The sequence below is a fragment of the Streptococcus oralis genome, from assembly GCF_001075675.1.
Taxonomy (GTDB): Bacteria; Bacillota; Bacilli; order Lactobacillales; family Streptococcaceae; genus Streptococcus; species Streptococcus oralis_V.
This window is the reverse complement of record NZ_JUNW01000003.1, coordinates 25354-47454: the sequence shown is the minus strand read 5'-3', so window position 1 is coordinate 47454 and position 22101 is coordinate 25354. Positions and strand designations below refer to the sequence as shown.

Here is a 22101-nt window from a genome sequence, read left to right as displayed (position 1 = left end):
AGAGAAGATGAACGCATTATTGAATGGAATGAATGACCGTCAGGCTGAGGCGGTGCAAACAACAGAAGGGCCATTGTTGATCATGGCGGGGGCTGGTTCTGGAAAGACTCGTGTTTTAACTCACAGAATCGCCTACTTGATTGATGAAAAAATGGTCAATCCTTGGAATATCTTGGCTATTACCTTTACCAATAAGGCTGCGCGTGAGATGAAAGAGCGTGCTTATGGTCTTAATCCAGCTACTCAGGACTGTCTGATTGCGACCTTTCACTCCATGTGTGTTCGTATCCTGCGTCGCGATGCGGATCATATTGGCTACAATCGGAACTTCACCATTGTAGATCCCGGAGAACAGCGAACCCTCATGAAACGCATTCTCAAGCAATTAAACTTAGATCCGAAAAAATGGAATGAACGGACTATTTTGGGAACCATTTCCAATGCTAAGAATGACCTAATTGATGATGTGGCTTATGCTGCCCAGGCTGGCGATATGTACACGCAAATCGTAGCTCAGTGTTATACAGCTTATCAAAAGGAGCTTCGTCAGTCTGAGTCCGTTGACTTTGATGATTTGATTATGCTGACCCTGCGTCTCTTTGATCAAAATCCTGATGTCTTGACTTACTATCAGCAGAAGTTCCAGTACATCCACGTTGATGAGTACCAAGATACCAACCATGCCCAGTACCAACTGGTCAAACTCTTAGCTTCACGCTTTAAAAACATCTGCGTAGTCGGTGATGCGGACCAGTCCATCTACGGTTGGCGTGGGGCTGATATGCAGAATATCTTGGATTTTGAGAAAGATTATCCTAAAGCCAAGGTCGTTTTGTTAGAGGAGAATTATCGTTCAACAAAAACCATTCTCCAAGCCGCTAATGACGTCATCAAAAACAATAAAAATCGCCGCCCCAAGAATCTCTGGACCCAGAATGCTGATGGAGAGCAGATTATTTACTATCGTGCAAATGACGAACAAGATGAGGCTGTTTTTGTAGCCAAAACCATAGATGAACTTGGTCGTAGTCAAAACTTCCTCCACAAGGATTTTGCAGTTCTTTATCGGACTAACGCCCAGTCTCGTACTATTGAGGAGGCCCTCCTAAAGTCCAATATTCCTTATACTATGGTCGGCGGGACCAAGTTCTACAGCCGTAAAGAAATACGTGACATTATCGCTTATCTGAATCTCATTGCCAATCTGAGTGACAATATCAGTTTTGAGCGCATTATTAACGAACCAAAACGTGGAATTGGCCCAGGAACGGTTGAGAAAATCCGTGATTTTGCCAATATGCAAGACATGTCTATGCTGGATGCTTCAGCCAATATTATGTTGTCTGGTATCAAAGGAAAAGCAGCACAGTCCATCTGGGACTTTGCCAATATGATCTTGGATTTGCGGGAGCAACTGGATCAATTAACCATCACCGAGCTGGTGGAGGCTGTTCTAGAAAAAACAGGTTATGTCGATATTCTTAATGCTCAGGCAACCTTGGAGAGCAAGGCGCGGGTTGAAAATATCGAAGAGTTCCTATCTGTTACTAAGAATTTTGACGACAACCCTGATAGTCAAGAAGAGGAAACAGGTTTGGACAAACTCAGTCGATTCTTGAATGACTTGGCTTTGATTGCAGATACAGATTCAGGCAGTCAGGAGACATCAGAAGTAACCTTGATGACCTTGCACGCTGCTAAGGGACTCGAGTTCCCAGTTGTCTTTATCATTGGGATGGAGGAAAATGTCTTTCCACTTAGCCGTGCAGCTGAAGATCCAGATGAGCTAGAAGAGGAACGCCGTTTGGCCTATGTAGGTATCACTCGCGCGGAGAAAATCCTCTATCTGACCAATGCCAACTCACGCTTGCTTTTCGGTCGTACAAATTATAACCGTCCAACTCGTTTTATCAATGAAATCAGTTCAGACTTACTTGACTATCAAGGCTTGGCTCGACCAGCGAATACTAGCTTTAAGGCTTCTTATAGCAGTGGTGGGATTGCTTTCGGTCAAGGTATGAGCTTAGCTCAGGCCCTTCAAGAACGGAAACGCAATGCTGCACCAAGCTCTATCCAGTCAAGTGGTCTTCCGTTTGGACAGTTTGCAACTGGTGCAAAATCAGCGTCTAGTGATACAAGATGGTCTATTGGTGATATTGCTCTCCACAAGAAGTGGGGAGAGGGAACTGTTCTGGAAGTCTCTGGTAGCGGTGATACTCAGGAGTTGAAAATCAATTTCCCAGAAGTCGGTCTGAAAAAACTCCTAGCCAGCGTTGCCCCAATTGAGAAAAAAATCTAATTTTTCATCCTCCTCACGAATAATAAAGTGAGGAGGATTTTTATGTACAGTATTTCATTCCAAGAAGATTCACTCTTGCCTAGAGAAAGACTAGTTAAAGAAGGAGTAGAGGCTCTAAGCAATCAAGAATTACTAGCTATTCTGCTCAGAACGGGAACACGTCAGGCCAATGTCTTTGAAATTGCCCAAAAAGTCTTGAATAGTCTGACTAGTCTAACCGATTTGAAAAAAATGACCCTGCAGGAATTGCAGAGTCTGTCTGGTATAGGGCGAATAAAAGCTATTGAATTACAAGCGGTGATTGAACTAGGGCATCGTATTCACAAACACGAAACTCTTGAGATGGAAAGTATTCTCAGTAGTCAAAAGCTAGCCAAGAAAATGCAACAGGAGCTTGGCGACAAAAAACAAGAGCACCTAGTGGCGCTCTATCTCAATACTCAAAATCAAATCATTCATCAGCAAACTATTTTTATCGGCTCTGCGACACGCAGTATTGCTGAACCGAGGGAAATCCTACACTATGCTTTGAAGCATATGGCTACCTCAGTGATTCTAGTTCACAATCATCCATCTGGTGCAGTATCTCCTAGTCGAAATGATGATCATGTCACTAAACTAGTCAAGGAAGCCTGTGAACTGATGGGGATCGTTTTCTTGGACCATCTGATTGTCTCGCACTCTGATTACTTTAGTTACCGTGAAAAGACGGATTTGATTTAGAGTTCGTTAACAACATAGTCAAATAGCGTTTTATCTTTGGGGCGGTTTTCAAAGAGAAATTCAGGATGCCATTGAACACCAAGATAAGGAAAGCCGTCCGTAGTTGTCACAGCCTCAATGATTCCATCTTTAGGATCATGTGCTACAACCTTAAGATTTGAGGCTAGATCTTTAATGCTCTGGTGGTGGAAGGAGTTGATGTGAGAGATTTCTCCATAGATTTCTCGGAGAATCGTATTAGGTTCCGTTACGAGGCGTTGGGTAGTGTATTCGGCTGAACAGTCCTGCCAATGATCCTCGATATCTTGGTGAAGCGTGCCTCCCATAGCAACATTGAAAAGTTGAGTACCCCTACAAACAGAGAAAATTGGTTTCTTTTGCTTAATCGCTTCTTTGATAAGTGCTAGTTCAAAAATATCTCTTTGAAGATGGTAGTCATCACTATCAATAGCCTTTGGTTCACCATAGTATTTTGGATCAACATTTTGCCCACCCGTTAGGATGAGCTTATCAATGATACTGATGTAATAGGCAGCCATTTCTTGATCACCAATCGGTAGGATGATTGGAATTCCGCCAGCGTCCTTGACTCCTTCAACGAAGCCCTTTGCTGCATAGCTCATTATGATGTCATCATCTGGATGAGCTTTTTCATTTCCTGTAATCCCAATAACTGGTTTTTTCATACATGCTTTCGCTTTCTAATCCTCTTTACGCATAAAATAGAGGAGGGTTTGGAGTTCGCTTGTCAAATCGACATACTGAACGACCACATCTTTTGGGAGGTGAAGGTGAACAGGGGAAAAACTGAGAATGCCTTTTACACCAGCATCTACCAAGAGGTTGGCTACTTCTTGGGATTTGACACTTGGAACAGTTAGGATAGCAGTTTTAACATCTGCTTCTTTGATTTTTTCTTTAATCTGTGAGATACCATAGATTGGAATTCCATCAGGTGTCTGGCTTCCAACTTCTGGATGGTCATCCAGGTCAAAGGCCATGATAATCTTCATCTTGTTGCGCTCGTGGAAGCGGTAGTGGAGAAGGGCATGCCCCATATTACCAATCCCAACCAGCATAACATTTGTAATGGAGTTATCATTTAGGAGATCAGCAAAAAAATTCATCAATTTTTTGACATCGTAACCAAAACCACGACGACCTAGTTCACCAAAATAGGAAAAATCCCGACGAACGGTCGCAGAGTCGATACCGATAGCCTCTGCAATTTGTTTGGAGTTGGCACGTTCGATTTTTTCTGCATGAAATCTCTTGAAAATTCGATAGTAAAGAGAGAGTCTTTTTGCTGTTGCTTTTGGAATAGCAGACTGTTTATCTTTCACAAAATCACAACCTTTCTATTCTTCTATTTTATAGAAACATTGTGAAAAAATCAACAAAAACAAGAAAAAACTAAGAAATTTCTTAGTTTTTATCTGAAAAATGAGCTTGTGATAGAAAACGGTAGAGATCGCCAACCAATCCTTGATAAATCACCTTATCATTCAGCGTTAAGGAGCTGATTGGGAGAGTATCAGGTAGGGTCACACAGCCTGATAGAGATAACATGAGCTCTTCGTAATCCTTGTATTCAAGTGTACGTTCTACGTCATAGTTATCTTGATAGGTAAGTCGATACATAGTCAATTATCTTTCTTCTTTAGTGAAGATACCGCGTTCTACTAAACTGTCCATGAGGAAGTAGAATTTTTCCTGATGAATGTGGTGGTCTTCTGATTTAAAGATATTCACCAAACGAAGGCCAGACTTGTCAGTGATGTTGAGTTTAGCACCTGTAAGGTCTTTATTGATGATGATTTTTAGGTTGAAACCTTCACCACTGTTGGGTACTTTTTCAAGTAGACGAGTTAGTTCGAAGTTTCCTACCTTTGTTTCAAAGAAAGTATTATCTTTCAGTGTGAACTTTTTAACAGTTGGACTAAGTGTATAGTCGTAGCGGCAGTTTTGTAGTTTAATGTTTTTTTCGAATGCCATTAGTTTAATCTCCAATAATATTTTTTAAGGTTTGTGCGAGTTGTTTCAGTTCTTCCTCAGTATTAAGAGGAGAGAGACTGATACGGACAGATTCTTTTAAACGAGGCGAATCGGGCCCATAGAAAGCTTCGAGTACATGACTGGTTTGCACAATACCAGCAGTACAAGCTGAACCGGTAGAAATTGAAATTCCTTCAAGATCTAACCGTAGTAAGAGCAAATCATTCTTTTGACCAGGAAAGCCAATGTTGACAACATAAGGAAGTTGGTGGTTACTTTCATTGAGATAGTAGTCGAGACCTGCAATTTCTTCTAAAAAAGTAGCTTTGAGTGCGCTTAGTTTTTGGTAATGCTCAACTTGGTCATTTAAATCCTCTTTGAGAGCAGCGACCATACCTACAATGGCAGCGAGATTTTCTGTTCCAGCCCGTTTCTTTTGTTCTTGGTCTCCACCGTGAAGGTAGGAATCAAAGTCCGCGGAAGAAGCATAAAGAAAGCCGATTCCCTTTGGTCCATGGAATTTGTGGGCAGAAGCGCTGAGGAAATCAATACCTAATTTCTCGGGATGGATAGGAATCTTCCCGATAGCTTGAACAGCATCTACATGATAAGCTGCAGGATGATCTTTTAAAATACGTCCAATCTCAGCGATAGGTAAGAGGCTACCTGTTTCATTATTAGCATACATGGTGGAAACGAGAATGGTATCGTCATGTAATGCTTCTTGAATTTGCTGGGCAGTTATTTCTTGATTTACTGGTTGGATGATAGTTGCTTCAAAACCAAAATGTTGCACCAGATAATCAATAGTCTCAAGTACAGAATGGTGTTCAATAGCTGTCGTGATGATATGTTTTCCACGATTTTGATGACGGAGACAATAGCCGATAATGGCTGTATTGTTACTTTCTGTACCGCCAGACGTAAAAAAGATATGTTGAGGTTTAGTTCCTAGTAAGTGGGCTAAGTCCTGACGAGCCTCTCGTAAGAGTTTACCAGCCTGCCGACCATGACTATGAATACTAGAAGGATTACCATGAGTTTCTTGCATGACCTTGGTCATTTCAGAAATAGCTACTGCTGACATAGGAGTCGTAGCAGCATTGTCCAAATAAATCAAAGAATCACCTTATTTCTTTTTGTTGTAAGCAAAGAGTGGGCTGACTGGTTTTCTTTCATGGATGCGGACGATAGCATCACCAATTAATTCGCTAGCAGTAATGTAACATACATTTTCTGGAGTTCTTTCTTTGGTCGCTACTGAGTCTGTCACGAGGATTTCTTTGATGTTTGTAGCGTCAAGAAGGTCTGCTGCACCTTCAACAAATAAACCGTGACTGGATACTGCATAAATCTCAGTTGCGCCTTCACGTTCAACGATTTTGGCTGCTTCAGAGAATGTACGACCAGTATTTAGGATATCGTCAATCAAGATAGCCTTTTTGCCTTCAACATCCCCAATGATATAGCCTTCGTTACGATCAGAATCGTCTTGGGCATAGTCAATGATAGCGATAGGAGCATCAAGGTATTCAGCCAAACTACGTGCACGTTTAACACCAGAGTTCTTTGGACTAACAACAACAACATCAGAGCCAAGAAGTCCTTTATCACAGTAGTGCTTAGCAAATAGAGGAACAGTATAAAGATTATCTACAGGAATATCAAAGAAACCTTGGACTTGAACAGCGTGGAGGTCAAGCGTTAGAACACGGCTTACACCAGCTTTGACAAGCATATTGGCAACTAGTTTTGCAGTGAGGGGTTCGCGAGAAGAAGCGATACGATCCTGACGCGCATAACCAAAGTAAGGGAGGACAACGTTGATACTATGAGCACTTGCACGTACACAAGCGTCAACCATGATTAACAACTCCATCAAGTGGTTGCTAACGGGGTAGCTGGTTGACTGGATGATGTAGACATCGTAACCACGGACACTTTCTTCAATGTTGACCTGGATTTCGCCATCAGAAAATTGTCGAGAGGATAATTTCCCGAGAGGTACACCAACTGTATCCGCAATCTTTTGAGCGATTTCATGGTTAGAGTTTAGGGTGAAAAGTTTCATGTTGTTTCTATCTGACATTGTAGACCGTCCTCTGTAAACTTTGTGAATCTTCTTTGAGAAAGTTTTGTTTTTCAAAGCCAGATTCTTTTATTTTTATCTTTTCTATTTTACCAAAAAAAGGAGATTATTTCAGCTTTTTTTCATGCTTTTAATAAAACGAATTAATTTTGATGGAGCTTTCTGATAAGTTATCTGATTTTCATCTAAAAATTTCTGAAAATCGGCTTTCCCTTTTTCATGGTCAGTGACTTCAAGCTCCAGTTCATAGTCCGTCTGGTCAAAGTAGTGACTTTTATCTAAGGCCATTAAGCCAATTTCTGTTTTCGTTTCATAACGTAGAGTTGAAAGACAGCCTAGGACAAGCCAGTCATGACTTTCGATACCAATCTTAGCGAGCTTCTCTAGAACGAGCCCTTGAGGTAGTTTTTGTTTTTCTAGGTATGATTCAGCTTCTGGAAGAGTTAGTTTCTGGTTGTATTCCATATTTCCTACAGTTTGAGGTAATTTCAAGGTCAATTCTGCCCAATCCGAAAAGGTGCGAATGCGCATGGCAACCTTCTTTTCACGCAATTGGAAATCTAGTGTGTCAATGTAGTAGTTTTTCTGAAGGACGGGTTGGATATGGGAAAACTGTTTTTTTAGATGATCATATTCCTCTTTTTTCAGAAGTGTTTTCAATTCTATTTCTAAATGTTTCATTTTTTCAACCTTTTCTATATCTTTGAAAGCGATTTATGGTATAATGGACAATGTATTTATTGTATACGAATGTACTGAAAAAATCAAAGATTTTCGACAGAGCAATCAAACATTACAAGGGAGAAAGTATGACCATAGAATGGGAAGAATTTTTAGATCCTTACATTCAGGCTGTTGGTGAATTGAAGATCAAACTTCGGGGAATTCGCAAACAGTATCGTAAGCAAAACAAGCATTCTCCGATTGAGTTTGTAACGGGTCGGGTAAAACCGATTGAAAGTATCAAAGAAAAAATGGCTCGTCGAGGAATTACATATGCAAGTCTGGAACATGATCTGCAAGACATTGCTGGTTTACGTGTCATGGTTCAGTTTGTTGATGACGTGGAAGAAGTTGTTGCAATTCTACGTAAACGCCAAGATATGAGAGTCGTTCAGGAACGAGATTATATTACTCATCGTAAGGCTTCAGGTTATCGTTCTTATCACGTGGTTGTCGAGTACACGGTTGATACGATCAACGGAGCTAAGACGATTTTGGCGGAAATTCAAATACGGACTTTAGCCATGAATTTCTGGGCTACGATTGAACACTCGCTCAATTATAAATATCAGGGCGATTTTCCAGAAGAAATCAGGAAAAGGCTGGAAATCACGGCCAAAATAGCCTATCAACTGGATGAAGAAATGGGTAAGATTCGTGATGATATCCAGGAAGCGCAGGCTCTCTTTGATCCATTGAGCAGAAAACTAAACGATGGTGTAGGAAATAGTGACGATACAGATGAAGAATACAGGTAAACGAGTTGACCTCATAGCAAATAGAAAGCCACAAAGTCAGAAGGTTTTGCATGAACTGAGGGAAAAACTAAAGAAACAACATTTTATACTGAACGATACCAATCCCGACATCGTCATTTCGATTGGTGGCGATGGGATGCTTTTATCTGCCTTTCACAAGTATGAGAATCAGTTAGACAAGGTTCGATTTGTAGGTGTTCATACAGGGCATTTGGGATTTTACACAGATTATCGTGATTTTGAGCTGGATCAGTTGGTGACCAATCTTTTACTAGATACTGGTGCCAAAGTTTCCTATCCAGTCTTGAATGTCAAGGTAACGCTTGAAAATGGAGAAGTGAAAATCTTCCGTGCTTTAAATGAAGCCAGTATCCGTCGATCAGATCGCACCATGGTTGCGGATATCATCATTAACCACGTTCCATTTGAGAGATTTCGTGGAGATGGAGTGACTGTTTCAACGCCGACGGGAAGTACTGCCTACAACAAGTCCTTGGGTGGAGCTGTCTTGCATCCGACCATTGAAGCCTTACAGTTGACGGAGATAGCGAGTCTTAACAACCGAGTCTATCGCACTTTGGGATCATCAATCATTATTCCAAAAAAAGATAAGATTGAACTCTTGCCGACACGCAATGATTACCACACGATATCAGTCGATAACAGCGTCTATTCATTCCGTAATATCGAACGGATTGAGTATCAAATCGACCATCATAAGATTCACTTCGTAGCGACACCAAGCCACACTAGTTTCTGGAATCGTGTCAAAGATGCCTTCATCGGCGAGGTGGATGAATGAGGTTCGAATTTCTCGCAGATGAGCACGTCAAAGTCAAAACATTCCTCAAGAAACATGAGGTTTCTAAGGGACTTTTGGCTAAGATTAAGTTTCGAGGCGGGGCTATTCTGGTAAATGGCCAACCTCAAAATGCGACTTATCTCTTAGATATTGGAGACCGCGTTGCCATTGATATTCCAGCAGAGGAAGGCTTTGAAACCTTGGAGGCCATCGAGCGACCACTGGATGTTCTCTATGAGGATGACCATTTTCTGGTTTTGAATAAACCTTATGGAGTAGCTTCCATCCCCAGTGTCAATCATTCCAATACCATTGCTAATTTTATCAAGGGCTACTATGTCAAACAAAACTATGAAAACCAGCAAGTTCACATCGTGACTAGGCTTGATAGAGATACATCTGGTTTGATGCTCTTTGCCAAGCACGGCTACGCTCATGCACGTTTAGACAAGCAACTGCAACGAAAGTCTATCGAGAAACGCTACTTTGCTTTGGTTAAAGGAGCTGGTGTCTTGGAGCCTGAAGGGGAGATTATTGCGCCGATTGCGCGTGATGAAGATTCTATTATCACAAGACGGGTTGCCAAAGGTGGGAAATACGCTCATACGTCATACAAAGTTGTAGCGTCTTATGAAAATATTCACCTAGTCGATATTCGCCTGCATACTGGGCGAACTCATCAGATTCGAGTGCATTTTTCTCATATTGGCTTTCCTTTGTTGGGAGACGATTTGTATGGTGGTACTCTGGATGACGGTATCCAACGTCAGGCTCTGCATTGCCATTATTTATCTTTTTATCATCCTTTTCTAGAGCAAGATTTGCAACTAGAAAGCCCCTTACCGGATGATTTCAGCAATCTTATTACTCAGTTATCAACTAATACTCTTTAAAAATTGTTTGGAGTATAATTTATTTTCTTAAAGGAGAAAACTCATGGAAGTTTTTGAAAGTCTCAAAGCCAACCTGGTTGGCAAAAATGCTCGTATCGTTCTCCCTGAAGGGGAAGAGCCACGTATTCTCCAAGCGACAAAACGCTTGGTAAAAGAAACAGAAGTAATTCCTGTTTTGCTTGGAAATCCTGAAAAAATTAAAATTTATCTTGAAATTGAAGGAATCATGGATGGTTATGAAGTCATTGACCCTCAACACTATCCTCGATTTGAAGAAATGGTTGCTGCTTTAGTAGAGCGTCGTAAGGGCAAAATGACTGAAGAAGAAGCGCGCAAAGTTTTGGTTGAAGATGTCAACTACTTTGGTGTGATGCTAGTCTACTTGGGCTTGGTTGATGGTATGGTATCTGGTGCGATTCACTCAACTGCCTCAACAGTTCGCCCAGCCCTTCAAATCATTAAAACTCGTCCAAATGTAACGCGTACTTCAGGTGCCTTCCTCATGGTACGTGGTACAGAACGTTACCTATTTGGAGACTGTGCCATTAATATCAATCCAGATGCGGAAGCCTTGGCCGAAATTGCGATCAACTCAGCAATCACAGCTAAGATGTTTGGTATTGAACCTAAAATTGCTATGCTAAGCTATTCTACTAAAGGTTCAGGCTTTGGTGAAAGTGTTGATAAGGTCGTAGAAGCAACTAAAATTGCTCACGACTTGCGCCCTGACCTTGAGATTGATGGTGAATTGCAATTTGATGCTGCCTTTGTTCCTGAAACTGCAGCTCTTAAAGCTCCAGGAAGTAATGTAGCTGGTCAAGCAAATGTCTTTGTCTTCCCAGGTATCGAAGCAGGAAATATCGGTTACAAGATGGCAGAACGTCTCGGTGGTTTTGCGGCTGTAGGACCTGTTTTGCAAGGTTTGAACAAACCTGTTAACGACCTTTCTCGTGGATGTAATGCAGATGATGTGTACAAATTGACCCTTATCACAGCAGCTCAAGCAGTTCATCAATAAGATCTAGTCCTCTTTCCCATGGGAAGAGGCTTTTTAGTACTGAGAAAAGGACAGTTAGAAGCTTCTATGTTATACTAGATATATGTTAGATTTGAAAGAATACGGTATCGTCATGTGGCCGGAGGAGAAGATTATTTCTTTTCGTGAAAAACTCCTCAACTGGTATGATGAAAACAAGCGAGATTTGCCTTGGCGGAGAAGTAAAAATCCTTATCACATCTGGGTATCTGAAATCATGCTTCAGCAGACCAGAGTGGATACAGTTATTCCATACTACGAACGATTCTTGGACTGGTTTCCAACTGTTGAAAGTCTGGCGAATGCCCCTGAGGAGCGTTTACTGAAAGCTTGGGAGGGGTTGGGCTATTATTCCCGCGTACGCAATATGCAGTCGGCGGCTCAGCAGATTATATCTGACTTTGGTGGTCAATTTCCAAATACCTATGAAGGAATTTCTAGTTTAAAAGGGATTGGCCCCTATACTGCGGGTGCAATTTCCAGTATCGCTTTTAATTTACCCGAGCCAGCAGTTGATGGCAATGTCATGCGAGTTTTAGCGCGCTTGTTTGAGGTAAATTATGATATCGGAGTTCCCAGCAATCGCAAGATTTTCCAAGCTATTATGGAAATCTTGATTGATCCGAAACGACCAGGTGACTTTAACCAAGCTCTGATGGATTTGGGCTCTGATATAGAGTCTCCGGTTAACCCTCGACCAGAAGAAAGTCCTGTTAAGGACTTTAGTGCAGCCTATCAGAACGGAACTATGGATGTATATCCGATCAAAGAACCCAAGAAAAAGCCTCTCCCAATATATCTCAAGGCTTTGGTTGTGTGCAATGACCGAGGGCAATATTTACTAGAGAAAAATGAAAGCGAGAAACTACTAGCCGGTTTTTGGCACTTCCCATTGATTGAAGTTGATGATTTCTCAAGTGATGACGATCAGCTCAATCTCTTTTCTCAAGTCAAAGAGGAAAGCAGAGCATTTGGACCAAGTCCTCAAGAAAACTTTGAGCAGGATTATGATTTAGAAGTGAATTGGTCCCAGCAAGTATTTGACCAGGTCAAGCATGTATTTAGTCATCGGAAATGGCATATTCAAATCCTAGCAGGCCAAGTGACAGATTCAAAACAGTTTTCGGACAGAGAAATTCGCTGGGTTTCTCCTCAGGAGTTTTCTGATTATCCACTTGCGAAACCTCAACAAAAAATTTGGCAGGCTTATAAAAACAACTCTTGAAGATGAAGGCTTACAGTAGCCATTTGTGCCTTCTTTGCATTTTTTTGTTATAATAGATAGAGAAAAAGGTGATAAAATGAAAAAAATATTAATTGTAGATGATGAGAAACCAATCTCAGATATTATTAAGTTTAATATGGCCAAGGAAGGTTATGAAGTTGTTACAGCCTTCAATGGTCGTGAGGCGATCGAGCTATTTGAAGCAGAGCAACCGGATATTATTATCCTCGACTTGATGTTACCTGAAATTGATGGTTTAGAAGTTGCTAAAGCTATTCGTAAGACTAGTAGCGTGCCGATTATCATGCTATCAGCTAAGGATAGCGAGTTTGACAAGGTTATTGGTTTAGAGTTAGGTGCAGACGATTATGTTACAAAACCTTTCTCAAACCGTGAGTTGCAGGCTCGTGTTAAGGCCCTTCTTCGTCGTACCGACCTAGTTTCAGTAGATAACCAAGAGTCTGATGAGAAGAAGACGCAACCTTTACAAATTGGTGATTTGGAAATCGTTCCAGATGCTTACGTGGCTAAGAAATATGGTGAGGAATTAGATTTGACCCACCGTGAGTTTGAACTCTTGTATCACTTGGCATCTCATATTGGACAAGTGATTACGCGTGAACACTTGCTTGAGACTGTATGGGGTTATGACTATTTTGGTGATGTTCGTACTGTGGACGTGACCATTAGACGCTTGCGTGAGAAAATAGAAGACACTCCAAGTCGTCCAGAGTACATTCTCACACGTCGTGGTGTTGGATACTATATGAGAAATAATGATTGAAGATATTAGACAAACTATTCTGACCAGCGATTTTATCTTTATCCTGATTTTACTTGGTTTTATCTTGGTGGTAACCTTGCTGTTACTGGAAAATCGTCGGGATAATATCCGTCTGAAGGAGATAAATCAAAAGGTTAAGGACTTGATTGCAGGTGATTATTCACAAGTTTTGGACTTACAGGGCAGTACAGAAATCACTAACATCACCAATAATCTCAATGATTTGTCAGAAGTTATTCGTTTGACTCAAGAAAATCTGGAACAAGAGAGTAAACGATTGAACAGTATTCTTTCTTACATGACAGATGGCGTTCTTGCGACCAATCGCCGTGGCCAGATTACTATGATCAACGATATGGCAAAGAAACAGCTCGGTGTGCAGAAAGAAGATGTTCTGAATAAAAGTATCCTCGAATTGCTTAAGATAGAAGATGAGTATGAGCTGCGTGACCTGATTACACAGATTCCTGAGTTGACGATTGACTCCCAGGATGTGAATGGTGAATATCTAAGCCTTCGTGTACGTTTTGCTCTGGTTCGCCGTGAGTCAGGTTTCATCTCTGGTTTGGTTGCCGTTTTACATGATACGACCGAACAGGAGAAGGAAGAGCGTGAGCGAAGACTCTTTGTTTCGAACGTGAGTCACGAGTTGCGAACTCCTTTGACCAGTGTTAAATCTTATCTTGAAGCCTTGGATGAGGGAGCTCTGTATGATCCTGTTGCTCCTGATTTTATCAAGGTTTCACTCGATGAAACCAACCGTATGATGCGGATGGTGACAGATCTCTTGCATCTCTCTCGTATTGATAATGCGACAAGTCAGCTAGATGTAGAATTGATTAATTTTACAGCATTCATCACTTTTATTCTCAACCGCTTTGATAAGATGAGAAGTCAAGATGACGAGAAAAAATATGAACTTGTTAGAGATTACCCTATTAATTCAGTTTGGATCGAGATTGATACCGATAAGATGACTCAGGTGATTGATAATATTCTTAACAATGCCATTAAGTACTCACCAGATGGTGGGAAAATCACTGTCAGCATGAAAACCACTGATGACCAGATGATTTTATCTATCAAAGACCAAGGTCTAGGTATTCCAAAGAAAGATTTGCCAAAGATTTTTGACCGTTTCTACCGTGTGGATCGTGCAAGAAGCCGGGCTCAAGGTGGAACTGGTCTAGGTCTGGCCATCGCAAAAGAAATCATCAAACAACACAATGGCTTTATTTGGGCAAAAAGTGAATACGGTAAGGGATCGACCTTTACCATCGTGCTCCCTTATGATAAGGATGCCGTAAAAGAAGAAATATGGGAGGACGAAATAGAAGACTAGAATGAGTGAAATAGGCTTTAAATACAGTATTTTAGCATCAGGTTCCAGTGGAAATTCCTTTTATCTGGAAACCCCAAAAAAGAAAATTTTAGTGGATGCAGGCTTGTCTGGTAAGAAAATTACCAGCTTGCTAGCTGAAATCAATCGCAAACCTGAAGATTTGGATGCGATTTTGATTACGCATGAGCATTCAGACCATATCCATGGGGTCGGTGTCTTGGCTCGTAAATATGGCATGGATCTTTACGCCAATGAAAAGACTTGGCAGGCTATGGAGAATAGTAAGTACCTCGGCAAGGTGGACTCTTCGCAGAAGCATATCTTTGAAATGGGCAAAACCAAAACCTTTGGTGATATCGACATTGAGAGTTTTGGTGTGAGCCATGATGCGGCAGCACCACAGTTTTACCGATTTATGAAAGACGACAAGAGCTTCGTTATGCTGACCGATACAGGTTATGTAAGTGACCGTATGGCAGGAATTGTCGAGAATGCGGACGGCTACCTCATCGAGTCCAACCACGATGTGGAGATTTTGCGAGCAGGATCTTACGCTTGGCGTCTCAAACAGCGAATTCTATCGGATCTCGGTCACCTTTCTAACGAAGACGGTGCTGAGGCCATGATTCGTGCAATGGGAAATCGAACAAAGAAAATCTATCTTGGTCACTTGTCCAAAGAGAACAATATTAAGGAGCTGGCTCATATGACTATGGTCAATCAGCTAGCCCAAGCTGATCTGGGAGTCGGAGTAGACTTTAAAGTTTACGATACCTCACCAGATACTGCAACACCATTGACAGATATATAAAAAAGAAGGCGAGTGCCTTCTTTTGTTCTGTATTTATCAAGGATTTAGTGTGGTATAATGATTAAAAAAATATAGGAGTAGCATTGTGAAAAGAAAATGGTTATTAAAGGATTACTATGACACTACGGTTATCATACTTGCCTTGATATCAGTTGTTCTTGTCTTACTAGGATTTGCTGAGATGATTGATTTAGACAGTCCTCCATACAGTATTATTGACTTACTGATTTGGTTTGTTTTTGTGGTAGATTATGGTTGGCGGTTCTTTTCAAGCAAAGAAAAATGGAGATTTATACTTGAAAATATCTTTGACTTGTTAGCTATCCTTCCATTAAATGCTATTTTTACAGTATTTCGATTAGGGCGTATCTTCCGTTTAGCAAGGCTCACAAAATTACTGAAACTAACGCGTCTTTTAAGAATCGTAGGGTTAACTGGAAAGCTGGAAAAGAAGGTAAGCAAACTCTTACGGACAAACGGTTTGCTTTATATTTTCTATCTCAATTCCTTTATTGTACTGGTAGGAAGTTCGATTTTGTCAGTTGTTGAAGAAAAATCTTTTTCGGATAGTCTTTGGTGGGCTCTTGTAACGGTAACAACTGTTGGTTATGGGGATATTGTTCCTACTTCCATTTTTGGGAAGTGGTTAGCTGTTTTACTGATGCTCGTCGGTATTGGAACAATAGGGATGTTAACAAGTGCATTGACGAACTTTTTTGTAAAGGATAATCAAGATAATCAGATACAATTTGATAAACTACAAGATCAATTACATAGTCAAAAAATATTATTAGAGAAACAATCTGAGAAAATCGAAGAACTGCACAGGATGATACAAGATTTACTTGAAAAAATATAGTTTTGGCCATACAAAAACCACTCGATGAGTGGTTTTTTTACAATCCAGCAAAGTCCTTGATTTCTTGTGCTGACATGGAAGAGTCGCAACGGACATTGATTTGGCCATCTGCAATGTGAACAAATCCTGGTACGGTTGGAATTCCATAACGTGAGCGGAATTCTTGCAATTCATTGAGTTGGCTTGGTTCTTCACTGTTGATGAAGTAGATGTGGGCTTTAGTTTCAGCTACGACACCTGCCAATGTGCCAGCAAATTTACGGCAGTAAGGGCAAGTTTTACGGCCAATAAAGAAGGTTGCTGTTTCTTTATTATCGAGTGCTTCTTGTGCACGCGCAACTGTAGTGACTTCAAGGTCTTTAATGTTTTCTAAAAATTGTTCCATGAGATTACCTCGCTTTCATTGATAAGTCTAGTATGCCATAAAGTTTCTAAAAATGCTTAGATTTGATACGAAAAAAAGATGAGATTGGTTGGTCTCATCTTTTATAATTTCTTATTTAACAAACGCATTGATTTCTGCTTCGATGTTGGCAATCTTAGCTTGTGAATCTTCGTTGCTTTCACCCACAACGGCAATGTAGAACTTGATTTTTGGTTCTGTACCTGAAGGGCGAACTGCAATCCAAGAACCATCCGCAAGAGTGTATTTCAAAACATCACTTGGAGGAGTTGTCAAGTTTGTAACAGTACCGTCAGCAGCAGTAGCAGTTTGAGCCTTGAAGTCTTCTACGACAGTGATAGCTGTTGCGTTCCATTCTTTTGGAGCATTGTTACGGAACTTAGCCATAATCGATTTGATTTGTTCAGCACCATCAACACCAGAAAGGGTAACAGAGATGGTCTTTTCAGCGTAGTAGCCGTATTCTTTGTAGATTTCTTCGATACCGTCAGCAAGTGTCAAACCACGTGAACGGTAGTAGGCAGCAAGCTCAGCAACGACAAGAACGGCTTGGATGGCGTCTTTATCACGTACGAATGGTTTGATCAAGTAACCGAAGCTTTCTTCAAATCCCATCATGTAAGTGTGATTGTGTTTTTCTTCGAATTCTTGGATTTTTTCAGCGATAAATTTGAAACCTGTCAAAACGTTGAACATAGTTGCGCCGTAGCTTTCAGCAATCTTCGTTACCAAGTCAGTTGATACGATAGATTTACATAGGGCTGCATTTTCAGGAAGAGTTCCAGCATTTTTGTGGGCTTCCAAGATGTATTTAGCCATGATAGCGCCGATTTGGTTACCTGAAAGGTTGAGGTAGCTTCCATCTTTTTGAAGAACTTCAACACCAACACGGTCAGCGTCAGGGTCAGTTGCAACAAGCACATCTGCACCAACTTGACGACCAAGTTCTTCAGCAAGTGCGAAGGCTGCTTGGCTTTCTGGGTTTGGAGATTTTACAGTTGAGAAGTCAGGGTCAGCAGTTGCTTGCGTTTCAACGACTTGAACAGAGTCAAATCCTGCTTGGGCAAGAGCACGACGAGCCAACATTTCACCAGTACCATGAAGTGGTGTGTAGACAATCTTCATGTCTTTACCGAATTCTTCAATCAAGGTTGGGTTGATGTTTACGTCCTTAACTTCTTTAAGGTATTCTGCATCAACAGCTTCGCCGATAACTTCAATCAAGCCAGAAGCTTTTTCAGCTTCGACATCAGCAACTTCCACGGCGAATGGATTTTCGATTGCACGAATATAAGTAGTCAAAGCGTCCGCGTCATGTGGAGGCATTTGTCCACCGTCTTCTCCATAAACCTTGTAACCGTTAAATGGAGCAGGATTGTGACTGGCAGTAATCATGATACCCGCGAAACAGTTGAGGTGACGAACAGCGAATGAGAGTTCTGGAGTTGGACGGAGGCTTTCAAATACGTAAGATTTGATACCGTGTTTAGCAAGAACTGCAGCAGATTCAAAGGCAAACTCAGGTGAGAAGTGACGGCTATCGTAGGCAATTGCCACACCACGTTCTTTTTCATTTCCATCTTTTGATTCAATCAAACGAGCCAAACCTTCGGTGGCTTGACGAACAACATAGATATTGATACGGTTTGTACCAGCACCGATCAAACCACGCATACCTGCAGTACCAAATTCAAGATTTGTATAGAAGGCATCTTCCTTTGTTTTTTCGTCCATATTTTCCAAATCTTGACGAAGGTAGTCTGGAAGCTCAGCAAAATCGAGCCATTTTTGATAATTTTCTTGGTAAGTCATAGAGTGTCTCCTTTGTTTATTTGCTTTAATCGCTTTCATTATATCACGATTTGAGATTTTAGTAAAACGTTAGCATAACTTAAAATGTAGGAAATTTACTTTTGATTTTTTGCGGTAAAATGGTGAGTACTATGCTTACTTATACTAAGTTAGGGATGAAAATCAATTATCTAATTTTTAAAAATATTAAAAGTTATAGTATTTTTGTGGGATTTTTAAATAAAGTAAATCGTCAATATTGTTATATTCTATTCTTTTTATAAAGAATCCTTTAATGTATCAAATGAACGGTTAGAAAAATTTAATGTAAAACTCTATAAATTTAAGATATTTTGAAAATATCTGGTTTCTGTTTTGATTTTTATTCTACGTATGGTAAAATATAGTAAATCATTAAAGGAGAATCCATTATGAAAAAAATTCTTAAGCATTCTGCTTTGCTTTTATCAGCTTTAGCACTTGTTGCCTGTGGAGCTCAAAAAAAAGCAAGCGACAATGGTACTGCCTCGAACTCAAACTTTGAAGTTTCTGTAAAAGATGGTATGTTTGTATTGCCTAAAGATGAAGATTCATCTTCAAGCTACCTTGCACTTCAAGTCGAAATCAAGAACAATCGTGATAAACAGTTTAGTTTTACTAGCCAAGATATTACGCTTTATAATGAAAAAGATGAGAAATTACAACCAATTCAAATCTATGAAAGCGATAGTAAAACCAAGTTTATGTCATATGGAGACAGTCTTTCTAAAGGAAAGAGCGTTGCTGGTTATGTAGTGTATGAAGTCGACAAGAACGCTAAGTATGAACTCCACTTCGCGCCTAGCTTTTACGATGACATCAAAGAAAATTCTAAAAAGAATAATGATGTAGCAATCAAGGTGGATCCAAGTCAGTATGAAGACAATATTGATGAAGCGAAAGATGTAATGAAAAAATATGTCGATGCTGTTTACCTTAATGGGGAAAGTTCTGGTGGTGGAACGAACCTAAGTGCTACTGACAGTAAGTCGCAAGTTGTTGCGCTTGCAGACGATAAAAAATCTTCTGATAATAGTGCTGAATTCACAAACGATGCGAAAGCTGATAAAGAAGAGTTTATCAAGAAATTTACAGAGTCATTCGGAAAAGGTTTCTATAACTACAAACCTTCTGATTCAGAACTTAGAACATTCGCAGATGCTTACATCAAAGCAAATGCTAAGAGAGCAAAAGTTGATTACAAGGTGAAGACATACTTGCCAGACTATGCTGTTGTTTATGTTAGACCAGAAACAATCGACTTGGATAACTTGAATGTCTATGAATTGAGCCGTAAGTTCTACGAAGAAAACAAAGGTAAATATAGCAACTACTCAGAAGCTATGAAAGCTGGTGAGAAATACATTTTAGAAAATGCACCAAGTCAATTTGATTCAACTCCTCTAGACACTAGTGATAACATGAAGAAAGAGGGTTATGAAATTAAAATGACTAAGAAAGATGGAAAATGGACCATCGATACCTCTTCTAAAAACTATGAATTGAAAGATATGGCTCGCACATTCCGTGGAGGCATTGGATACTAAGATGAAAGGTTCGGGTATACCACTCGAACTTTTTTCATTGCAATTGTGCAAAAAAGAAAAAGATAGTAAAATAGAGATATGATTATTTTACAAGCTAATAAAATTGAACGATCTTTTGCTGGTGAGGTTCTCTTTGAACATATCAACCTGCAAGTAGATGAACGGGACCGAATTGCTCTTGTTGGGAAAAATGGTGCAGGTAAGTCTACTCTTTTAAAGATTTTGGTTGGGGAAGAGGAGCCAACTAGTGGAGAAATCAATAAGAAAAAAGATATTTCTCTGTCTTACCTAGCCCAAGATAGCCGTTTTGAGTCTGAAAATACCATTTATGATGAAATGCTCCATGTCTTTGATGACTTGCGTCAGACTGAAAAACAACTGCGTCAGATGGAGTTGGAAATGGGTGAAAAGTCGGGTGAAGATCTGGCTAAACTGATGGCGGATTATGATCGCTTATCAGAGAATTTCCGCCAGGATGGTGGCTTTACTTACGAAGCTGATATTCGAGCGATTTTGAATGGATTCAAGTTTGACGAGTCTATGTGGCAGATGAAAATTGCCGAGCTTTCAGGTGGTCAAAATACCCGTCTGGCACTGGCTAAAATGCTCCTTGAAAAGCCCAATCTCTTAGTCTTGGACGAGCCGACCAACCACTTGGATATCGAAACCATTGCCTGGCTAGAGAATTACTTGGTGAACTATAGCGGTGCCCTCATTATTGTCAGTCACGACCGTTACTTTTTGGACAAGGTTGCGACGGTTACACTCGATTTGACTAAGCATTCCTTGGATCGTTATGTGGGCAATTACTCTCGTTTTGTTGAGTTAAAGGAGCAAAAGCTAGCTACTGAGGCAAAAAACTATGAAAAGCAACAAAAGGAAATCGCTGCTCTAGAAGACTTTGTCAATCGCAATCTAGTCCGAGCTTCAACGACCAAACGTGCTCAATCTCGCCGTAAACAACTAGAAAAAATGGAGCGTTTGGACAAGCCTGAAGCTGGCAAGAAATCAGCCAACATGACCTTCCAGACGGAAAAAACATCAGGCAATGTTGTCCTGACTGTTGAAAATGCAGCTATTGGCTATGATGGGGAAATACTTTCAGAGCCAATCAATCTCGACCTTCGTAAGATGAATGCTGTTGCGATTGTCGGACCAAACGGCATTGGGAAGTCAACCTTTATCAAGTCAATAGTAGACCAGATTCCTTTTATCAAGGGAGAGAAGCGTTTTGGCGCTAATGTGGATGTTGGTTACTATGATCAGACTCAAAGTAAGCTAACAGCAAGTAATACTGTTCTGGATGAACTTTGGAATGATTTTAAACTGACACCAGAAGTTGAAATCCGCAACCGTCTTGGTGCCTTCCTTTTCTCAGGAGATGATGTTAAAAAATCAGTTGGCATGCTGTCAGGTGGCGAGAAAGCTCGTTTACTTTTGGCTAAATTGTCTATGGAAAACAACAACTTCCTGATCCTTGACGAGCCAACCAACCACTTGGATATTGATAGCAAGGAAGTGTTAGAAAATGCCCTGATTGACTTTGACGGAACCCTTCTTTTTGTCAGCCACGACCGTTACTTTATCAATCGTGTAGCCACTCATGTACTGGAATTGTCTGAGAGTGGTTCAACCCTCTACATTGGAGATTATGACTACTATGTTGATAAAAAGGCTGAAATAGAAGTCAGCCAGACAGAGGAAGCTTCAACTAGCAATCAAGCAAAAGAACCGAGCCCAGTCAATGACTACCAGGCCCAGAAACAAAGTCAAAAAGAAGTTCGCAAACTCATGCGACAAATAGAGAGTTTAGAGGCTGAAATCGAAGAGTTAGAAAGTCAAAGCCAAGCCATTTCTGAACAAATGCTGGAAACCAACGATGCTGAAAAGCTCATGGAATTGCAGGCTGAACTGGACAAAATTAGCCATCGTCAAGAAGAGGCTATGCTTGAGTGGGAAGAATTGTCGGAGCAGGTGTAAGA

At 40.6% G+C, this 22101-nt stretch carries 22 protein-coding genes; 13 read left to right on the top strand and 9 right to left on the bottom strand.

The window, feature by feature from the left end; all coding sequences use genetic code 11:
- The first annotated feature begins 7 nt into the window (after positions 1-7).
- Positions 8-2299 carry a DNA helicase PcrA gene (gene pcrA / locus ADM50_RS00330; protein WP_049484127.1) on the top strand — a complete coding sequence of 764 codons (2292 nt, stop codon included), beginning with the start codon at positions 8-10 and terminating at the stop codon, positions 2297-2299.
- Positions 2300-2341: 42 nt separating this feature from the next.
- Positions 2342-3022: a RadC family protein gene (gene radC / locus ADM50_RS00325; protein WP_000286942.1), complete on the top strand. Its 681-nt coding sequence runs from the start codon at positions 2342-2344 to the stop codon at positions 3020-3022.
- Here radC and ADM50_RS00320 read toward each other — a convergent pair.
- From ADM50_RS00320 to ADM50_RS00290, 7 genes are all read right to left on the bottom strand, one after another.
- A complete protein-coding gene (locus ADM50_RS00320; RefSeq protein ID WP_049484126.1) occupies positions 3019-3708 on the bottom strand; it encodes a gamma-glutamyl-gamma-aminobutyrate hydrolase family protein in 690 nt (229 codons plus the stop codon). The genes radC and ADM50_RS00320 overlap by 4 nt on opposite strands.
- A 15-nt stretch (positions 3709-3723) precedes the next feature.
- Positions 3724-4365, bottom strand: coding sequence for a redox-sensing transcriptional repressor Rex (locus ADM50_RS00315; protein ID WP_000653410.1), 642 nt, complete (start codon positions 4363-4365; stop codon positions 3724-3726).
- An 82-nt stretch (positions 4366-4447) separates the two neighbouring features.
- Positions 4448-4663, bottom strand: a complete 216-nt coding sequence (locus ADM50_RS00310; protein WP_049484125.1) for a DUF4649 family protein — start codon at positions 4661-4663, stop codon at positions 4448-4450.
- A 6-nt stretch (positions 4664-4669) separates the two neighbouring features.
- Positions 4670-5017 (bottom strand): DUF1831 domain-containing protein, encoded by a 348-nt coding sequence (locus ADM50_RS00305; protein WP_049484124.1) that lies wholly within the window; start codon positions 5015-5017, stop codon positions 4670-4672.
- A gap of 4 nt (positions 5018-5021) precedes the next feature.
- Positions 5022-6137: a cysteine desulfurase family protein gene (locus ADM50_RS00300; RefSeq protein ID WP_049484123.1), complete on the bottom strand. Its 1116-nt coding sequence runs from the start codon at positions 6135-6137 to the stop codon at positions 5022-5024.
- A gap of 9 nt (positions 6138-6146) precedes the next feature.
- A complete protein-coding gene (locus tag ADM50_RS00295; protein WP_001283843.1) occupies positions 6147-7106 on the bottom strand; it encodes a ribose-phosphate diphosphokinase in 960 nt (319 codons plus the stop codon).
- A gap of 111 nt (positions 7107-7217) precedes the next feature.
- Positions 7218-7787, bottom strand: coding sequence for a CYTH domain-containing protein (locus ADM50_RS00290; RefSeq protein WP_049484122.1), 570 nt, complete (start codon positions 7785-7787; stop codon positions 7218-7220).
- 128 nt (positions 7788-7915) lie between these two features.
- On the opposite strand from ADM50_RS00290, the gene yjbM reads away from it, so the two are divergent.
- The 9 genes from yjbM to ADM50_RS00245 all read left to right on the top strand — a co-directional run bounded on the left by yjbM (position 7916) and on the right by ADM50_RS00245 (position 16339).
- Positions 7916-8587 (top strand): GTP diphosphokinase, encoded by a 672-nt coding sequence (gene yjbM / locus ADM50_RS00285; RefSeq protein ID WP_000151552.1) that lies wholly within the window; start codon positions 7916-7918, stop codon positions 8585-8587.
- Positions 8571-9389, top strand: a complete 819-nt coding sequence (locus ADM50_RS00280) for an NAD kinase (RefSeq protein WP_000799063.1) — start codon at positions 8571-8573, stop codon at positions 9387-9389. The genes yjbM and ADM50_RS00280 overlap by 17 nt, the downstream gene beginning before the upstream one ends.
- Complete coding sequence (locus ADM50_RS00275; RefSeq protein ID WP_049484121.1) at positions 9386-10282, top strand: RluA family pseudouridine synthase; 897 nt, start codon at positions 9386-9388, stop codon at positions 10280-10282. Before ADM50_RS00280 ends, ADM50_RS00275 begins: the two co-directional genes overlap by 4 nt.
- A 43-nt stretch (positions 10283-10325) precedes the next feature.
- Positions 10326-11300 (top strand): phosphate acetyltransferase, encoded by a 975-nt coding sequence (gene pta, locus ADM50_RS00270; RefSeq protein WP_049484120.1) that lies wholly within the window; start codon positions 10326-10328, stop codon positions 11298-11300.
- 82 nt (positions 11301-11382) lie between these two features.
- Positions 11383-12543, top strand: a complete 1161-nt coding sequence (gene mutY / locus ADM50_RS00265; protein WP_049484119.1) for an A/G-specific adenine glycosylase — start codon at positions 11383-11385, stop codon at positions 12541-12543.
- A gap of 76 nt (positions 12544-12619) precedes the next feature.
- Positions 12620-13327, top strand: a complete 708-nt coding sequence (gene yycF, locus ADM50_RS00260; protein ID WP_000722056.1) for a response regulator YycF — start codon at positions 12620-12622, stop codon at positions 13325-13327.
- Positions 13320-14669 (top strand): cell wall metabolism sensor histidine kinase VicK, encoded by a 1350-nt coding sequence (vicK, locus tag ADM50_RS00255; protein ID WP_049484118.1) that lies wholly within the window; start codon positions 13320-13322, stop codon positions 14667-14669. Before yycF ends, vicK begins: the two co-directional genes overlap by 8 nt.
- A gap of 1 nt (position 14670) precedes the next feature.
- Complete coding sequence (locus ADM50_RS00250; RefSeq protein ID WP_038806131.1) at positions 14671-15480, top strand: MBL fold metallo-hydrolase; 810 nt, start codon at positions 14671-14673, stop codon at positions 15478-15480.
- 85 nt (positions 15481-15565) lie between these two features.
- Entirely contained in the window at positions 15566-16339 is a 774-nt protein-coding gene (locus ADM50_RS00245) for a potassium channel family protein (RefSeq protein ID WP_049484117.1), read from the top strand.
- Positions 16340-16376: 37 nt separating this feature from the next.
- On the opposite strand, the gene ADM50_RS00240 is transcribed toward ADM50_RS00245, so the two are convergent.
- Complete coding sequence (locus ADM50_RS00240) at positions 16377-16724, bottom strand: thioredoxin (RefSeq protein ID WP_000434660.1); 348 nt, start codon at positions 16722-16724, stop codon at positions 16377-16379.
- A 111-nt stretch (positions 16725-16835) separates the two neighbouring features.
- A complete protein-coding gene (locus ADM50_RS00235; RefSeq protein WP_049484116.1) occupies positions 16836-18554 on the bottom strand; it encodes a phospho-sugar mutase in 1719 nt (572 codons plus the stop codon).
- Between the two features lie 410 nt (positions 18555-18964).
- Between ADM50_RS00235 and ADM50_RS00230 the strand changes: the two genes are divergently transcribed.
- Together ADM50_RS00230 and abc-f are read left to right on the top strand one after the other, a co-directional pair.
- The gene (locus tag ADM50_RS00230; RefSeq protein WP_049484115.1) at positions 18965-20119 is read left to right on the top strand and encodes a DUF4352 domain-containing protein; all 1155 of its coding nucleotides are present in this window, start codon (positions 18965-18967) and stop codon (positions 20117-20119) included.
- Between the two features lie 78 nt (positions 20120-20197).
- Positions 20198-22099, top strand: a complete 1902-nt coding sequence (gene abc-f, locus ADM50_RS00225; protein ID WP_049484114.1) for a ribosomal protection-like ABC-F family protein — start codon at positions 20198-20200, stop codon at positions 22097-22099.
- Positions 22100-22101 lie beyond the last annotated feature (2 nt).

Excerpts from the sequence above, each read along its gene's own strand:
- ADM50_RS00280 (WP_000799063.1), top strand. The coding sequence starts at position 8,571 with ATGAAGAATACAGGTAAACGAGTTGACCTCATAGCAAATAGAAAGCCA.
- ADM50_RS00290 (WP_049484122.1), bottom strand. The coding sequence starts at position 7,787 with ATGAAACATTTAGAAATAGAATTGAAAACACTTCTGAAAAAAGAGGAA.
- ADM50_RS00230 (WP_049484115.1), top strand. The coding sequence starts at position 18,965 with ATGAAAAAAATTCTTAAGCATTCTGCTTTGCTTTTATCAGCTTTAGCA.
- ADM50_RS00310 (WP_049484125.1), bottom strand. The coding sequence starts at position 4,663 with ATGTATCGACTTACCTATCAAGATAACTATGACGTAGAACGTACACTT.
- vicK (WP_049484118.1), top strand. The coding sequence starts at position 13,320 with ATGATTGAAGATATTAGACAAACTATTCTGACCAGCGATTTTATCTTT.
- mutY (WP_049484119.1), top strand. The coding sequence starts at position 11,383 with ATGTTAGATTTGAAAGAATACGGTATCGTCATGTGGCCGGAGGAGAAG.
- ADM50_RS00305 (WP_049484124.1), bottom strand. The coding sequence starts at position 5,017 with ATGGCATTCGAAAAAAACATTAAACTACAAAACTGCCGCTACGACTAT.
- ADM50_RS00320 (WP_049484126.1), bottom strand. The coding sequence starts at position 3,708 with ATGAAAAAACCAGTTATTGGGATTACAGGAAATGAAAAAGCTCATCCA.
- pta (WP_049484120.1), top strand. The coding sequence starts at position 10,326 with ATGGAAGTTTTTGAAAGTCTCAAAGCCAACCTGGTTGGCAAAAATGCT.
- ADM50_RS00275 (WP_049484121.1), top strand. The coding sequence starts at position 9,386 with ATGAGGTTCGAATTTCTCGCAGATGAGCACGTCAAAGTCAAAACATTC.
- ADM50_RS00250 (WP_038806131.1), top strand. The coding sequence starts at position 14,671 with ATGAGTGAAATAGGCTTTAAATACAGTATTTTAGCATCAGGTTCCAGT.
- pcrA (WP_049484127.1), top strand. The coding sequence starts at position 8 with ATGAACGCATTATTGAATGGAATGAATGACCGTCAGGCTGAGGCGGTG.
- ADM50_RS00295 (WP_001283843.1), bottom strand. The coding sequence starts at position 7,106 with ATGTCAGATAGAAACAACATGAAACTTTTCACCCTAAACTCTAACCAT.
- yjbM (WP_000151552.1), top strand. The coding sequence starts at position 7,916 with ATGACCATAGAATGGGAAGAATTTTTAGATCCTTACATTCAGGCTGTT.
- ADM50_RS00235 (WP_049484116.1), bottom strand. The coding sequence starts at position 18,554 with ATGACTTACCAAGAAAATTATCAAAAATGGCTCGATTTTGCTGAGCTT.
- radC (WP_000286942.1), top strand. The coding sequence starts at position 2,342 with ATGTACAGTATTTCATTCCAAGAAGATTCACTCTTGCCTAGAGAAAGA.
- yycF (WP_000722056.1), top strand. The coding sequence starts at position 12,620 with ATGAAAAAAATATTAATTGTAGATGATGAGAAACCAATCTCAGATATT.
- abc-f (WP_049484114.1), top strand. The coding sequence starts at position 20,198 with ATGATTATTTTACAAGCTAATAAAATTGAACGATCTTTTGCTGGTGAG.
- ADM50_RS00240 (WP_000434660.1), bottom strand. The coding sequence starts at position 16,724 with ATGGAACAATTTTTAGAAAACATTAAAGACCTTGAAGTCACTACAGTT.